General features: G+C 43.9%; 17 protein-coding genes and 1 tRNA gene. All 18 read left to right on the top strand.

The window, feature by feature from the left end; translation table 11 throughout:
• Positions 1–144 precede the first annotated feature (144 nt).
• The 18 genes from WC788_02715 to WC788_02630 all read left to right on the top strand — a co-directional run bounded on the left by WC788_02715 (position 145) and on the right by WC788_02630 (position 14,874).
• On the top strand, positions 145–1,161 hold the full coding sequence (locus tag WC788_02715; protein MFA6096517.1) for a CapA family protein: 1,017 nt from the start codon (positions 145–147) through the stop codon (positions 1,159–1,161).
• Positions 1,162–1,369: 208 nt separating this feature from the next.
• A complete protein-coding gene (locus WC788_02710) occupies positions 1,370–2,476 on the top strand; it encodes a hypothetical protein (protein MFA6096516.1) in 1,107 nt (368 codons plus the stop codon).
• A gap of 180 nt (positions 2,477–2,656) precedes the next feature.
• Positions 2,657–3,427 (top strand): hypothetical protein, encoded by a 771-nt coding sequence (locus WC788_02705; GenBank protein ID MFA6096515.1) that lies wholly within the window; start codon positions 2,657–2,659, stop codon positions 3,425–3,427.
• A 29-nt stretch (positions 3,428–3,456) separates the two neighbouring features.
• A tRNA-Arg gene (locus WC788_02700) sits at positions 3,457–3,528 on the top strand.
• Between the two features lie 290 nt (positions 3,529–3,818).
• Positions 3,819–4,622 (top strand): protein phosphatase 2C domain-containing protein, encoded by an 804-nt coding sequence (locus tag WC788_02695; GenBank protein MFA6096514.1) that lies wholly within the window; start codon positions 3,819–3,821, stop codon positions 4,620–4,622.
• Between the two features lie 303 nt (positions 4,623–4,925).
• A complete protein-coding gene (locus WC788_02690; protein MFA6096513.1) occupies positions 4,926–5,489 on the top strand; it encodes an NUDIX domain-containing protein in 564 nt (187 codons plus the stop codon).
• A gap of 94 nt (positions 5,490–5,583) precedes the next feature.
• Positions 5,584–6,216, top strand: coding sequence for a LysE family transporter (locus WC788_02685; protein MFA6096512.1), 633 nt, complete (start codon positions 5,584–5,586; stop codon positions 6,214–6,216).
• 5 nt (positions 6,217–6,221) lie between these two features.
• Positions 6,222–7,049 carry an NAD(P)H-hydrate dehydratase gene (locus tag WC788_02680; protein ID MFA6096511.1) on the top strand — a complete coding sequence of 276 codons (828 nt, stop codon included), beginning with the start codon at positions 6,222–6,224 and terminating at the stop codon, positions 7,047–7,049.
• Positions 7,050–7,054: 5 nt separating this feature from the next.
• A complete protein-coding gene (locus WC788_02675) occupies positions 7,055–8,488 on the top strand; it encodes a protease inhibitor I42 family protein (GenBank protein MFA6096510.1) in 1,434 nt (477 codons plus the stop codon).
• A 36-nt stretch (positions 8,489–8,524) separates the two neighbouring features.
• Positions 8,525–9,532, top strand: coding sequence for a hypothetical protein (locus WC788_02670; GenBank protein MFA6096509.1), 1,008 nt, complete (start codon positions 8,525–8,527; stop codon positions 9,530–9,532).
• A 61-nt stretch (positions 9,533–9,593) separates the two neighbouring features.
• Positions 9,594–10,817, top strand: coding sequence for a putative glycoside hydrolase (locus WC788_02665; protein ID MFA6096508.1), 1,224 nt, complete (start codon positions 9,594–9,596; stop codon positions 10,815–10,817).
• 58 nt (positions 10,818–10,875) lie between these two features.
• Positions 10,876–11,799, top strand: a complete 924-nt coding sequence (locus WC788_02660) for a hypothetical protein (protein ID MFA6096507.1) — start codon at positions 10,876–10,878, stop codon at positions 11,797–11,799.
• 370 nt (positions 11,800–12,169) lie between these two features.
• Entirely contained in the window at positions 12,170–12,469 is a 300-nt protein-coding gene (locus WC788_02655) for a hypothetical protein (protein MFA6096506.1), read from the top strand.
• A 2-nt stretch (positions 12,470–12,471) separates the two neighbouring features.
• The gene (locus tag WC788_02650) at positions 12,472–12,684 is read left to right on the top strand and encodes a hypothetical protein (GenBank protein ID MFA6096505.1); all 213 of its coding nucleotides are present in this window, start codon (positions 12,472–12,474) and stop codon (positions 12,682–12,684) included.
• 68 nt (positions 12,685–12,752) lie between these two features.
• Entirely contained in the window at positions 12,753–13,133 is a 381-nt protein-coding gene (locus tag WC788_02645) for a hypothetical protein (protein MFA6096504.1), read from the top strand.
• A gap of 177 nt (positions 13,134–13,310) precedes the next feature.
• Positions 13,311–13,796 carry a hypothetical protein gene (locus tag WC788_02640; protein MFA6096503.1) on the top strand — a complete coding sequence of 162 codons (486 nt, stop codon included), beginning with the start codon at positions 13,311–13,313 and terminating at the stop codon, positions 13,794–13,796.
• A 106-nt stretch (positions 13,797–13,902) separates the two neighbouring features.
• Positions 13,903–14,454 (top strand): hypothetical protein, encoded by a 552-nt coding sequence (locus WC788_02635; GenBank protein MFA6096502.1) that lies wholly within the window; start codon positions 13,903–13,905, stop codon positions 14,452–14,454.
• A gap of 90 nt (positions 14,455–14,544) precedes the next feature.
• Positions 14,545–14,874 (top strand): hypothetical protein, encoded by a 330-nt coding sequence (locus tag WC788_02630; protein MFA6096501.1) that lies wholly within the window; start codon positions 14,545–14,547, stop codon positions 14,872–14,874.
• The last annotated feature ends 45 nt before the right edge of the window (positions 14,875–14,919 follow it).

Below are 14,919 nucleotides of genomic sequence, written 5' to 3'. Positions count from 1 at the left end.
AAAAGTAATAGAGAGATATATAGAAAAGCAAGGAAGAAAAGATGACATAAAACAGTTAAGGCTCTTTGAGCTGTAAATTACCACCAGACGCCCTGTGATGTCCAGCAGGACTCACAGGGTGATTCACTAAGATTAACGTGATTTATGAGAACTAGCATAAAATTTAAAATAGATCTGGTCGGATTGTTTTTTCTGGCGTATTTTTTGGCTGCAAATTCTCAACATGATATAAACCGCAGCCTGGAAGCATTGGGCCTCAAGGAGAATGAGGACGAGATCAGAATGGTTGCAGTGGGAGACGTCATGCTTTCGAGATCTGTTGAAAAGACAATGATAGAAAAAAAGAACTTCAAGTATCCGTTCATAAAGACTGCGGAATTGACTTCCGGCGCGGACATCACTTTTGGAAATCTGGAAACGCCGATAATTTCGGGCAGGGCTGTTAATCCTTCTGAAATGGTATTCAGGGCGGACCCGAGATCCGTTGTCGGGCTCAAATATGCGGGGTTCGATGTTCTCAGCCTTGCGAATAACCATATCATGAATTTCGGGAAAAGGGGACTTGAGGAAACACTGAAGGAATTGGATAAGGCAGGAATAAGGCACGCGGGCGCGGGGATAGGAGAAGATAATATCGATCAAGGCGCAGTCGTGATGGCCAAGGGCGTTAAGTTCTCGTTTCTTGCTTTCACCTATAATACCGATATCCGGAAAGATCCCAAAGGAGAAGAATATGGAGTTTCAAATATGGACAAAGAAAAGATGCAGAGCGCCGTGAAAAAAGCAAAAGAGGAAGCGGATGCCGTCATCGTTTCAATGCATGCGGGAACGGAATACAAGACCAAGTCAGGCGCATTCCAGCAGGACTTTGCGCACAGCGCGATCGATGCCGGGGCGGACCTTGTCATCGGCCATCATCCGCACGTGGTGCAAGAGGTTGAGAAGTATAACGGAAAATATATAATCTATAGCCTTGGAAATTTCGTTTTTGATCAGATGTGGTCGAATGAAACGAGGCTCGGAGCAATTGCTGAGATAACATTCGACGGAAAAGAAATAAAGAGTGTCAGATTCGAGGCTGTGAAAATATACGATTATTCCCAGGCGAGCCTGATCGAGGGGGAAGAAGCAAAGGGTATATTGAAGAGGATGAAATTCTAGGATCCGTTGATCGCATAAGGAGAAGTCATCAGGATCATCCATTATGCGGGATAATATCTCCAGGTTATTGAGCAATTGCGGCAGCTTGACAAAAGCTGCTTTTTCATGTAAACTCTTAGGTTCTTTTTTTGAAGGCGGAGCTTGGCGATGAATATCGCTTTTCGGCTTAACCGACAATAAAGAAATATAGATACGGAGGAAGCGGAATATGTTATTTGAAAGATCAGACGCACAGAAAATAGACATAAGCGTAGAATACATGCTTGAGATCCTGAGGGCGATCAAGGACAAGCCAAAAAAGCAACAAGCGGACATACTCCTTGAGATGTCGAAGGAAGTCAGAACATTCAGGGAAGCGATGACTCTGATGAGTGCAGCAATAGATGATGAGATTGATTTGTTGTATAAAGAATCATTTGAAGTGGCGTTAAAGCAGGCCCGGAATGCGACTGAGGCTCTTGAGGTTTATTATCTCGTCCGAAGGAGCAATTTCAATGAAGGAAAGATTGCGCTGGCTCGTTTTAATGAAATGCTGAATGACGAATTAGGATCTGCAGAGCCGGGAAACAAGAAGGCGGAAATATTGGCTGACGCAATATTGAAGATGGAAACAGACGACGAACTGGTCGAGAAAAATTTTCCGATCCTGATGTCGGCAGCTATGAACGTGGTGGATTTCGGTATATGGAATTCAATATACGGGTGTGCGAAAAAGCACGAGTATGGCCTGGAGATGATCGTAGCCACCGAACAGATGTTTGATTCCAGGAGTGATATAACAGAACTTATAACGTTATGCAAATATATTACGTCATCCGATATTACACACACAATTCAGTTGCTTTGTGAGATCGGAGCGTGGATAGATGCGAACCTTGAAGATTCGGCAGACAAAAAAGTTGCACAATGGACAGAAGTTCTGGTTGTCGCTCCATCCGGAAGCTGGATGGAACTTCATGCGGCCAAGAATCTGGCGGCTGTCATATGCACCTTTGATGAATTTAACAAGGCAAAAAGAGCGTCCAAAAGCGGCAGAGCCAATAGGATCATTGCAAGACGCGGACTTGAGATCGCAGGGAGCGTTGTGGAATTCTACAACATTGCGCTATTCGTAAATGAATATCCCGAGATATTTGATGTGGCGCTTGATAGGATAAACGGATTTCCAGATACCATTACAAAATATTTTTCGATCTATGGCCTGGGCAAGGAAAGGCAGGAAGAAGCATTTCGCAGGATGAAGGAAATCGAACCCGCAGATGTCCGGGAACAGGCGGTGCTTGAACACGTAACAAAAAAAATGCAAGGGAAATAATATTAAGGATAAAGCTGACACATCTCCAAAGAGGGGTGTGCTTTTTTTTGCTGAGATCCGGCTGTTTTGTGAGCAGCTTGCGGGTTTGTTGCCGGGAAAGCTTTACTTGGAGTCCTTTAAATGATAAAATTTATTTAAGAGATGAAGTTTTGTGATTGCGAATAAAATAAAATTAAAAATATGGCGATCAAAAGCAAAAATAAAATTAAGACAAAGAACAGAGTGAAAATTGTGCGGAAAACCGGCGTTGCGTCCCAGGTCGGTAGGAAGAATAAGCATGCGAAAAAGATCCAAGGGGCGAAAGCCGGAGAGAACAAAAAAAATGCCGAGGTTCAGGCAAGTCCGAGCGCGCATGCCGGACAAGGTGAAATTGAAAAGGACCATGTCCGCAAGACCGATGCGCCCGAAAGAACGGAGGATGGCGCCGAGAGTCATCTTGCAAGATGGACAGCGCCGAGTTTTATTCTGACAAATGGCGAGGTTCTGATATACAGGCTGTGCGCCATAGCGTCTCCGTTCATGATGATCTGGTCGCTGCTGCAGGGGAGCTATATTGTATCCATCACATTTCTTCTTGCCTTTTGCGTCTGTTTGATGCATCTTGTCCGAAAGCCGGTGGCGATGGACTGTCTTATCGATCTTGACGGAATAAAGATGGGTGATAAGCTGTACAAGTATAGTTTGATCGAGTCCTTTGAAATAGACGAAGAAGCGAAGACATTGAAGTTCAAACTCAGAAATGCGTTCCTGCCGGTGAAAGAGATCTATTTGGAGTCTCAGGATCCGAATTATATCCGCGCCGTACTCGAGTATTTTCTTCCCGAAGAGAAGCAGGAGGCGATGCTTATCAGCAGGGAAAAGAAAGGTTTTGCCGACGGGGACGAGATGACGGATGAGGAGCTTCTTTCATATCTGGACAAAATGGAAAAGAATATTGAAAAAGATTCATAGCCAGCTTCGCCGACTATACGTTGCCATATGCCCCCGTAGTTCAATGGATAGAACGCGAGCTTGCGGAGCTTGTAATGTAGGTTCGATTCCTACCGAGGGCACAGGAAAATGCAAAATGCAAAGATCAAAATGAAAAATTAAGGAATACTTAGATATATAGAATCGAACGGGAAGGGGGTCGGGGAAACGGGAGTTTCACCGTGGTGGAGGTATTGGAACCGCAAGGTTTCAAAGAGGAATGTAATGACGACGTGAGATCTCCTACCGAGGGCACAGCGCTTTGCTAAGATCAAAATTAAAAAATCAAAGATCAAAAATTTGGAATACATATAAATCGAACGGGAAAGTTTTTCACTTTTGACAGAAGAAATATCTTCATAAGAATAAATAAATGAAAGTTGACCATATTTTCGATACAGGATCAAGCAAGGAAGACTCATATCTCATCAAGGACGATGTCTTTGCGGTATTCGACGGTTTTAACAGTCTGGATAAGTTCGCGGACAAACAAGGCACAACGGGCGGTTTGATCGCCGCTACCATCGCCAGAGACATTTTTTCCCGCCAAGAAGGAAAGTTCAAAGAACTGGCAGCAGAAGCGAACCGCAAAATTCGGGAGAAAATGACCGATCTTGATATTGATTTAAAGAACAAAAACAGTTTATGGGGCACAATTCTGGCCGCGGTCAGAATAAAGAATAATTCTTTCGATTGGATCCAGCTTTCAGATTCTCTTATTCTCGTAATTTACAAAGACAATTCATACAGACTGCTTGTTACGGATTTTGATCATGATGCAGAGGTTCTTGGGATATGGAGAGAATTAGCCCGGAAGAAGAAAGAAAATATACGGGAGATCATAGGTTCCGGGCCTCTGATAGAACTGCGTGCCAAGGCGAATGAGATATACGGCGCATTGAACGGAGATGAGAAAGCAATGGGTTTTCTGAGGACCGGCGAGGAAGATCTGCAAAATGTCAGGCATATACTGCTTTTTACGGACGGCCTGATGATCCCGAAAGAAGACCCTGCGGGAAATGACGATTGGAAATTATTCGTTGATCTTTTTCTGGAAGGGGGCCTTGAGAATATAAAGAATTATGTCAGAAATTTGCAGCGGGAAGATCCCAAGTGCTGGAAGTATCCACGATATAAACAGTATGATGATATAACGGCCATATCTTTGTCTTTTTGATCTTTCTATGACGCTTGCTGAAGAAAATATCGAATCAAATAACTTTTAATCAATTATCTCTCAATCAAATGAACGAATGTCTTAAAACTTTTTTGCAGACCGCTATGGTTTTTTTCGTTGCATTCGGGGTGGCAGTGCTGGATCTGAATTTTTTCCACTGAATAGCGCACTGAAGTCGGAAGGTTCCGGATAAGTTCCGGAATTTTTTGTTATTCCGAATATGTATTCCGAAATTGTCCGCCGCATTGACCGCCGTCTTTTTGCGTGTTAGTATTCAGAGTCGTAATTAAAGGAGGCGACAGAATGAAAAAATCCAAGATAGCAGTTTCAAACTTGTACAGGGAGAAAGGAAGGACCGAAATAGAAAGGAAGTTTCTGGAAAAAGAAGTGTATAATGAAGCAATGAGATCATTCGTTATCGTAGGTACGGATGCGATAATATTAAGCGGGGAAGAAAAGGCCATATATCTTGCCAAGAGAAGGATAAGGCCGATGAAGGATTGGTGGGTGATCGGAGGAAGGTCTTTTAACGGGGAATTGCCGGAGGAATCGATCGTGCGCTGTTTCAAAAGAGAAACAGCTCTGAAAATCGCAAAGAAAAGATTTAATATGCTTTGCATCAACCGATATCTATGGAAAGACAGGGAGCAGGAGCCTCAGAATGTAGGTTCGGACAATCTCATTTACACTTTTACGGTCAAATTAAGCGAAGAGGAAATAAAAGCTGTTTCTGAGAATCTGAATAGAGAGGAATACGAAGATTCCGGACTGCAAGGATTCGATCTTGAGCGGCTTCAGGAAGAAAAAATCCATCCTATGATCATCTCTGCATATAAACAAATTTTCAATCGGCGCGGCAAAAAATAACTCTCATTAAGAGAGTTTTATTTATTTGTGGAGTATTCGGTTGCCCTATGGCCCGATATTTGTTAGAATTTGCATATAAGCAATAAACAGACCTATGGATTATCTTATACAATTCATTGCCATTTCATCGGTCCATTTTCTGGCGCTTGTCAGTCCCGGGCCGGATTTTGCGTTGATCGCCAGGAACAGTTTCGTGTATTCGAAGAAAACAGGGATATTTTCGGCTTTGGGTCTTGCGCTCGGCATCGTTGTCCACATATCATATTCGCTTCTCGGAATAGGACTTATCATATCAAGATCGATAGTACTCTTTTCAACGATAAAAATAGTCGGAGCGCTTTATCTCATTTATATAGGCGTGAGATCTTTCCGGCCTGGTTCAGGTCTGACCGCCGGATGCGGCGAAAAAGCCGGTAAGGAGATGGACAATGTTTCCGCGGTTAAGATGGGATTTCTTACGAACATACTCAATCCGAAAGTAACATTGTTTTTTCTGAGCCTGTTCACGCAGTTCATCGATCCGGGAACCCCTTTTCTGGTGGAGATGGTTTATGCGGGAGAGATGGTCATAATGACTTTCGTATGGTTCTCGTTTGTCGCGATAATGCTGTCCAAAAAAGAGATCAAAGAGAGATTTTCATCGATGCGAAGCGGAATAGAAAAGGTATTCGGAACGGTGCTGATCCTGCTTGGAATAAAGATCGCTTTATCTAGTACAAATAAATAAAAAATATGGATCTTAGGAGGGTTTATATGAAACGGGAAAAATGGTCCCGTAAGGGAGATTATGGAAAAGTTCTCGTCGTTTCGGGAAGCAGGATCTATTCGGGGTCTCCGGTTTTCAATGCAGTCTCGGCCCTCCGGAGCGGGGCGGACCTCGTCGCTGTGATCGGGCACAAACGCGCGATGGACATCGCGGCAGTATTCCTGCCCGACCTTATAACGCATCCGCTGGAATTCGATCTTAATCTTTATCATGTTTCGGAAATTTTGGAGCTGGCGAAAGATCATGACGCAATGATAATCGGATGCGGTCTGAAAAGGAGCGACGATACGCATCGGGCCATCAGGGAAATAATAAAAAAAGCGAGTTTGCCGATAGTGATCGATGCCGAAGGGATCAGGGCCTTGAGCGGTAATCTTGATCTCGTCGGCGGAAAGAGTGTGATCATAACCCCTCATGCCAATGAATTCAAGGCATTGACAGGCGAAACCGTACAGCTCGAAACAAAAGACAGGCGGGAGAAGGTTGAAAAATGGGCGAAAAAGCTAGGTGTTACGATCCTTCTGAAGGGGAGCGTTGATGTCATTTCAGATGGAGACGAGGTTTCTCTTAATCGCACAGGGACGCCGCTGATGGCGAAAGGCGGATTTGGAGATACGCTATCCGGAATATGCGGAGCCCTTCTTGCGCGGGGACTAAGCCCTTTTGAGGCAGCCGTACATGCGGCATATATTAACGGCAAAGCGGGAGAGATGGCATCAAAGCAGTACGGAGAATCATTGCTTGCGAGCGATATTTTTGAATATATTCCGAGAGTAATTAATTTAAAAAAATAAAAGCAATGAAAAAAAATATACAAAAAACAAAAAAAGGTTATGACTTGCCAAAGGCGATAATTGCGATGACGACGATCGTTTTGTATGGGATGTTGATCGGAGCGATCGGATATATATTGATCCACAGCGAACCTATAGTATTTGATCCGGTCATCGAGCCTGATCCTGCGCCTGTTGAAAATTTATGCGCCGAGAAAGCCAAGGTTGAAATGACCTGCTCGAAAGTGGGATATGAATTTGATTTGGATCAGAACAAATGCGTTGTTGTGAACGGAGCGGGGTGCATAGACCGGCTTCCCTTCGGTTCCCTGAAAGAGTGCCAGGAGGCGTGCGAGGAACCCGTTGAGGCCGTGCAGGCCACGGTCGGTGAAGATATTCTTATAACGCTCGATTCAAATGTGACGACCGGATATTCCTGGGAGGCGGAATTTGACGAACATTATTTCATTCTTCGGAGCAAAGACTTTATCAGCGACCGGAACAGTCCCAAGCTGGGCGCCGCCGGCAAGGAGGTTTTCACATTCACTCCTATTCAGGCGGGAGAAGCGGCAATAACTATGGGGTATGGCAGGCCACGGGAAAGCGGGCCGATCGATACAAAAATTTTCAATTACATAATATCCGGCAATGCGGATGTATCCCTGGAGACCGGTAAAACGGAATATGAAAAAGGGGAAGCGATCAGCATAATAATGGAAAACATTTCGAGTGATCCGATATGGTTCATGGAAGGAGTTTCGAATTGTAATACCAGGCCGTATAGAATATTCATGCTTTATTCCGGAGAGTGGAGAGAAGTGAGCGGCTATCCCGCGATCTGCGTCGGTTCCATCGAGGAGCAAGCGGCTTTTTATACTGCATTGCGCTCTGAATTTCCCGTGAATTTACAGTGGGACCAGAAGCTTTGGGATTACCCGCGCCAGACCTATGATGCGGACGCAGGAACATATAGGATCGTCATGAAATACGGCAAGTCGCCGGATGGAAATGGGGGAAAAGATCTTTATTCAAATGAATTTACTATAAAAGAAACATCGGCTGCTGATCCGAGATGCGGCAAGGCTGTAAGCGGATCCGGAAAGTGCAAAGCATATTGGCTTGGAGTAGAGTTTGATGAAAGCGCCGGAGAGTGTGTGAAACGGGGAGTCAGCGGATGCAGTTTTGAAACTCCGTTTGAGAATATAGAAGAATGCAGGGCGGCTTGCGAAACCCAGGCCGATCCTTATTCATGCGAAACGGATATGGAATGCGTTGCGGTCAATAAAGACTATTGCGGATGCACTGCGGGCGGGAGCCTTGAGGCTATAAATAAAAAATATCTGATCGATCGGCAGGAAAAAATGCAGCAAGGTGAAATGATGTGTCCGGCGGTCATGTCTGATGATCCAAGCTGTTTTCAACAGCCGAAATGCGTCAAAAATAAATGCGTTATGCAATAAATTAATTTATCGAATATAAATTGTTAATAAAATAATATGTCACAAAAAGAATCTGTGTCGGTCTATGCTCCAAGGCTTGCGTTGATATTCTGTCTTATTGTGAGTTTCAGTGTACTGGTCGGTTCGATGAGCTATTTGATGAGAAGCAGGTCCGGTCCTGAGCAGGGTGAAGGCAAACCGGCTATATCTACGGATAAAGAAAAATATGAACAAGGAGAAGAAGTGAAGATCAACGTCTTTAATAATACGGAAGGCGAAATTTTCTTAACTTTTCCGTCCATTGAAATTTATGAACCGGACGATACGGATCTTAGCAGTGGTCAATGGAGAACCATCAGAATGGTCTGGAGCGGGTGCGGAGTGGCCGGCGGTTTGTCGTATCTGCCCCTGGCCGCAGGAGGATCTTCGGTCTATTCTTGGGACCAGAAAGAAAAATGGTGCCCGGAGGAGAAACCGTGGGGTGCGCGTATGGATTTTCAAGACGCAAGAGGCGGAAAATACAGAGTCTCTAGCGCCATGGTCGAAAGAACAAAGAGCGCCGAGGAGGATCCGAATAACATATCCGGGCAGCCGACCGATAATTTTGTATATTCCAATGAATTCACGATCAATGAAATATCAGCTGCGGATCCGAGATGCGGCAAAAAAGTCCGCGGGATCGGGCCTTGCGAGGCGGCAGCTTCGGGTTTTGAATATGATCCTGCTGTCAGCAGATGTTTTCCGGGATTTGCCAGCGGTTGCTCATTCGAGATCCCTTTTAATTCGCTGGAAGAATGCCGGAATGTCTGTGAAAGGAAAACAGATTATTATTCATGCAGTGCCGATTCGGATTGCGTTGCGGTGAGAGCGGATTGCTGCGGATGCAATGCCGGCGGAAAAGCTACGGCAATAAACAACAGATATATTTTTGACTGGAATGGCAAATGCAAAACTTCGGAGCCTGTAATGTGCCCGGCGGTCATGTCGGACGACCCAAGCTGTTTTGGGGTTCCCAAATGTGTCAATAACAGATGCGAGATGATAAACGCAGAAAAAAATAAATGAGCTGTTTCGTTTTTGGAGGATATGATAATCAAAATATCAACTTATAATAGCCAGAAAAGATATGAATAAAAGAGAGGGAGGAAAAGTCTCGCGAAGCGGAAAATATGCCACAATTTTATTATGCGCGTTTTTTGCGGTCGGAATATGCTATTATATATTTTTCGCAAATACGAATAAAGCTGCGCCGGATGAAAATGATGCGATCCAAGTCACAGACCAATTGATGCCAGCGGATATCGCGGACGTGGAAGAGCCTATCCAAAACAAACTGAAAGATCCGCCCTCAGAAGTGAAAGCGCTGTATCTTACGGGATGGAGCGCGGGGAATGCCAAGAAGATGGATGGAATAATCGATCTTATCGGCAAGGAAAAGTTGAACGCAGTCGTGATCGATATCAAGGACTATTCAGGCTATGTTTCCTATAAAACGGAAATAGAGGAAATTACGAAATATAAAGCTGAGCAGATAATGATCCCGGACGCGGACGCGCTTCTCAAAAAATTGCACGAAAATAATATATATGCGATCGCCAGGATCACGGTTTTCCAGGATCCGGTGCTGGCAAAAGCGAGGCCGGACCTTGCCATCAAGAACAAAGCGACGGGCAAAGCCTGGAAGGATAATAAGGGGCTCTCGTGGATCGATCCGGCTTCAACGGATGGTTGGAGCTATATTGTGAAGATCGCGCGGGACGCTTCGGACAGGGGTTTTGACGAAATAAATTTCGATTACGTCAGATTTCCGTCCGACGGATCGCTGGGAAATATGAGCTATCCGTTTTATGATCCGAAAAAATCCGAAAAGCATGAGGTCATCAGGGAATTTTTTTCATATCTCAATTCAAATCTTCAGGATGTTAAAATATCGGCGGACCTTTTTGGTCTTGCAACGATCAATAAGGATGATCTTGGCATAGGGCAGGTGATCGAGGATGCCTATGAAAATTTTGATTTCGTATGTCCGATGGTCTATCCCTCCCATTACGCGAACGGATTCATCGGCTTTCAGAATCCGGCATCATATCCCTATGAAGTCGTAAAATATTCCATTGAAAAAGGAAAAGCAAGGCTTGATGTTCTGAATGCCGCTTCAAACGAGAATGCAAAACCGAAAAGGCAGGCAAAACTTCGTCCGTGGCTTCAGGCTTTCGATATGGGAGGCGTTTATGGCGTTGAAAGTGTGAAGGCGCAGATCAAGGCGAGCAACGAGTCCGGCGGGGTGGGATGGATACTCTGGAATTCTTCGAATAATTATACCTCGAGGACAAAAGGCGTGAATGACTGATGACGCCGCTGAAGATCGATCCTGATAATTTTTGATAACCGATAATTCAAACAATAATATGAAAAAACAAACATTCCAGATCACCCCGAAGATGGTCCTGTATGTCGCGGTCATGGTCGGGATAGGACTGATTTTGGGACTCGCCGGATATTTCCTGACTACGAAGCCATATAAAGCCCGGGCGCCCGTCGTTATTACGGGAATAGAGCTGAAAAATGAAGAAAAGGAGAAGGCGGAATCCGTCCTGAAAGGTTATCTTGAGGAGCTCAGGACAAAAAGTGTGAAAGAGCTCGCTTCATATTTCACGAGCGATGCATTGATTAAAAATGAGAGCCTTTCCGGCTACTATGATGACAGGAATGTCGGATTGGACAGTTTTGAAATATTGAAAGCGGAAAAGCTCGGAAATGAACAGTTTGGTTTTGTGGTGAGAGAATTCCAGAAGGATGTAAAATACGGAGTCGTGGGATATGTCGAAAATAGATATGAACTTTCGAAAACAGAAGACAGCTATCTTCTGGGTCCGATCGTGCTTGGGGAATATGTTGATACGGGCGAGACGAAAGATTGGAAGCTTGTGAGCGATCCGGCAAAGGGATATGAAATAAAATATCCGGAAAACTTTTTCTACCAAGAGCCGGAAATAACCGTTTCAACCATGGCGGGATCAAGTTCACTGGAGGGATGCTATGCCAGAAATTTCAAGGGCTTCATTGTCAGGAAGGTTGAGATCGCGGGACGCTCATATTGCCTGTCCGAATCCACAGAAGCGACTGCGGAGGGCACTTATGTCGATTCAAGCTATACCAATGTCGAAAAGAACAGGATAGCGACATTGCATTTCATAGTGAGGTATCCCGATTGCGGAGCATTGGGAGTCGCGACCGATGCTGCATTTATAAATTGCGATGAAAATAATAAGAAGGGCCCCGGAATTGTTGAGCGGGTTGTTTCAACATTTAAAATTATGGAAGCTGGATAAAAGCACCAAACTTCTTTTAAAAAAAGAAATGAGAGATCTGAACAGGTATTGAGAGGTTTGTTAAGGAAATGGCTTATATAAAGCATAAAAGACTATATTATTATTCGCACAACCATGCGCGTCTGTGGATAACTCAGATTTTAAAATATAATTAATCCTAAAAAAACAAAATATTTATTTAATAATGATGGCTAATTTGAGCCATTATTTGTTTTCTGCGTGAAATGACTCTTGACAAAGAAAATAAAGAAGACTAACATTGGAAATTGTGAGGATAAACAGCCTTACATGTTCTTTCAAAACGAAGGGTGATGCTCGAAACTAACTCTTCAAAAGGACAAATATCGAAAAAAACCAAAAGGTGATTTAAATGGGAAATGAATCAAGGAAAGATGAGGGATTATTGACTGAGGGGAAACCCACGATCATAGAAGGAACACACAGCAACGGTATTGTTGCAATGATGACCTTGCACGTCAAAGGCGGAAAACCACAGGTAAATTTGACAGCGGTGCCATTCAAAGGTACAGAAAACCCGACTTTCGACCAGCTTTCAGAGAGAGCCAAGGAAGACACGGGATGCGAGAACACAGTCGTAGTTTCAGCAGCAGCTGTAAGAATGTCGTTCACGGAAGTGCTTGAGAATTGTCCTGCCGCAGGAGGGAAATAATTATGTCAGAACTTGAGGAATCACAGATAGCCGCAAAGAAGAAATACGAACTTGAACAGGCAGAGATCAATGCCGGCAAAGGAACAGGAAAAAAGGCTGCAGTCCTGGGCAAAACTGTAATCGGTTCAAGGAAGAAATATGAGATCAACCAGGTTGAGAACATCGTTCCCGGCAGCACTCATCCGTCCGATGTCAGGACAGTAAAAAACCAGTAGGCCCGGCCGAAGAACCCGATAAAGACAAAAAGAAAGATGAAGGCGAACGGCACGAAGAGGGCCCACCAATGGATGAGAAAATGAACGATATCAAAAAGGATGTCGACGATCTCAAGGAGTTCGTAACTCCCGTGAAAGAAAAGGTTGATGCCTTGGCAAAAGAAATTACTCCGATTAAGGAGAAGGTAAATGGCCAAGACAAGAAGATTTCTGCTTTAGAAGATGCCATAAGGCAACTTCAAATCGATAGCGCAAAGTATGTGCGATATTATATGTTCTGGATTGTCGCAGCATTACTTGGCACAGTCGGTGCTATTTATATGTTGAATAACGTCGTATTCAAAGAGGTAACAATTTGGAGCTACGTAGTCGGTGTGATCGGCTCAGCAATAATAGCAACGTTGTTCTATCTATACTATCGCAGCAAAAACCCAAAACAACAATCGTAATAACTGAATCGTCCTAATCGAGCAAGGATGATTCACATATTTTTTAAGAACGCATTGAATGCTGTTTTTTTATGTCCCAAAAATGCTGTTCTGCGATTGACAAAAATATCCGATATGGTATAAATACGGGTTGCTATTCATATTGGCGGCGAAATTGATCGAACGGGAGGAGTTTAAATGTTTGAAGAACTTACCTTCAGCGAGAGGCTTGAAAGGAATTTAAAACTGAATTCGTGGGGCATTCTGAAACCGCGGATGGAGATCAGCGTTCTTCTGAGGGAAGAAGGTAGTGGAAACAAATATAGGAATCTGCAGGATTGCTGTTTCCGGTTCATCCAGCTGAGAAAGGAGAACAGAGTCACAGGAGAGGTTCTGGAAAAAATAGAAAAATTGAAGATCAGGATCAAAGAAAGAATTGATTTTCTCACCAGGGATCTGAGGGAAGACGAAGACCAGTTTCTGAAAGAAGGAACATACAAAGATAATTATTCCGAATTGAGGAATAAGTATTATGAAGTGTTAAGCTGGCGAAGCGCTCTCGAGACTTTTAACGAGAGGGAGTTCAAAGCTCTGAACACAAGAAAGTTCATCCAAACAAAAGTTGATGACGCAAAAGGATGGAATGACTTCCTGAAAGGCGTCGGAGCGGCAAATGGCGCATAAAAGCGTCTTTTTTTATGCTTTAAAATTTGACTGAACAGGATTATGCTGTATAATGTCAAGTTCAATAAGAGATCAAAATCATCTTATTGGAAACAGGAGGCAAGACATGGAAAAATGGAAACCTATCGAAAGGCCGGGACCTTTCGGATCGAAAAGAGACGATCAATTCAGCGAATGGGATAAGCAGTACGGAAAAGGAAATTGGAAAATAGCATATAAGGTCGGAATCGATTTCCTGAGTTTTCTGGAGGCGTGCAAGGTATATGAAGATGCATATTATAAGTTCTTGCATGAAAATTGCGGGATACTTGTGATGCTCATAGAAGAGGCGTGGAATGTATATGACGATGAGGAATCGAATGTGAATTCGGACTTCGATTATTCCAGACAGGAGACGAAAAGAACGCATATACAGGATATTGCGATACGCAATGCCCTGAAAAGGCTCGGACATTGGTTCATGGGCAAGAAGCTCATTCAGATACGCCATGTGGCAGGCCGTCATCCGCTGAGCCTGCTTCTTTCTCCGGGAGCCGTTCCTTTCCATAAACCGGAGCTTCTGGAGCCGCCTATTCCAAGCGAAAAGAAGCCATGGTATATGGAGGGATCGGTCGAGGATTGGTATCAGAGAGCAAAATATCTCTTGGTACGCGAATGAAAAAGGAACCAAGCATGGTTCCATTTTAATTTCCTGGTATTGACAAAGCATTTAATTCATATCACAATGCCAGAAGATCTGGAGGCTTATATGAAAATAAAACTTAGAATATTCGAAGAATTGGAAAAGATAGATGAACCTTTTTTGGACCTTCGGCAGCTGGCCAGCGACCTGGAGTTTGAAACACCTGTATTTGACGCCTTGGGCGAAAAGGAGAAGAAAGAAGCCGAGGAGGAGATCAGAACACTGTTGAATATGTGTACAAGAGCCTCGATAATGGCGGTAAAACATTTCATGAATACGGGTGACAGGTCGAATGTGGACGAGCTTTTGCATAAAATGGTGGTCTATTCGAGGGCCTTTGAAACCGATATGATGCTTGGCATAAAGTCGAAGAATGTCGATGAAATTAAAAAGTAACAAGCTGAATGCTTGTTTTTTTTCAATGTTGTTAGCAGGGGGAAA

It is taken from the genome of Candidatus Paceibacterota bacterium (assembly GCA_041661265.1).
Classification (GTDB): domain Bacteria; phylum Patescibacteriota; class Minisyncoccia; order JAHIHE01; family JAGLIN01; genus JBAZUT01.
The sequence above is the reverse complement of the archived record's forward strand: the minus strand, read 5'-3'. Positions and strand labels throughout refer to the sequence as shown.

Bases quoted from the DNA above. Each gene is read 5' to 3' on its own strand.
- WC788_02715 (MFA6096517.1), top strand. From the start codon at position 145: ATGAGAACTAGCATAAAATTTAAAATAGATCTGGTCGGATTGTTTTTT.
- WC788_02710 (MFA6096516.1), top strand. From the start codon at position 1,370: ATGTTATTTGAAAGATCAGACGCACAGAAAATAGACATAAGCGTAGAA.
- WC788_02705 (MFA6096515.1), top strand. From the start codon at position 2,657: ATGGCGATCAAAAGCAAAAATAAAATTAAGACAAAGAACAGAGTGAAA.
- WC788_02695 (MFA6096514.1), top strand. From the start codon at position 3,819: ATGAAAGTTGACCATATTTTCGATACAGGATCAAGCAAGGAAGACTCA.
- WC788_02690 (MFA6096513.1), top strand. From the start codon at position 4,926: ATGAAAAAATCCAAGATAGCAGTTTCAAACTTGTACAGGGAGAAAGGA.
- WC788_02685 (MFA6096512.1), top strand. From the start codon at position 5,584: ATGGATTATCTTATACAATTCATTGCCATTTCATCGGTCCATTTTCTG.
- WC788_02680 (MFA6096511.1), top strand. From the start codon at position 6,222: ATGGATCTTAGGAGGGTTTATATGAAACGGGAAAAATGGTCCCGTAAG.
- WC788_02675 (MFA6096510.1), top strand. From the start codon at position 7,055: ATGAAAAAAAATATACAAAAAACAAAAAAAGGTTATGACTTGCCAAAG.
- WC788_02670 (MFA6096509.1), top strand. From the start codon at position 8,525: ATGTCACAAAAAGAATCTGTGTCGGTCTATGCTCCAAGGCTTGCGTTG.
- WC788_02665 (MFA6096508.1), top strand. From the start codon at position 9,594: ATGAATAAAAGAGAGGGAGGAAAAGTCTCGCGAAGCGGAAAATATGCC.
- WC788_02660 (MFA6096507.1), top strand. From the start codon at position 10,876: ATGAAAAAACAAACATTCCAGATCACCCCGAAGATGGTCCTGTATGTC.
- WC788_02655 (MFA6096506.1), top strand. From the start codon at position 12,170: ATGGGAAATGAATCAAGGAAAGATGAGGGATTATTGACTGAGGGGAAA.
- WC788_02650 (MFA6096505.1), top strand. From the start codon at position 12,472: ATGTCAGAACTTGAGGAATCACAGATAGCCGCAAAGAAGAAATACGAA.
- WC788_02645 (MFA6096504.1), top strand. From the start codon at position 12,753: ATGGATGAGAAAATGAACGATATCAAAAAGGATGTCGACGATCTCAAG.
- WC788_02640 (MFA6096503.1), top strand. From the start codon at position 13,311: ATGTTTGAAGAACTTACCTTCAGCGAGAGGCTTGAAAGGAATTTAAAA.
- WC788_02635 (MFA6096502.1), top strand. From the start codon at position 13,903: ATGGAAAAATGGAAACCTATCGAAAGGCCGGGACCTTTCGGATCGAAA.
- WC788_02630 (MFA6096501.1), top strand. From the start codon at position 14,545: ATGAAAATAAAACTTAGAATATTCGAAGAATTGGAAAAGATAGATGAA.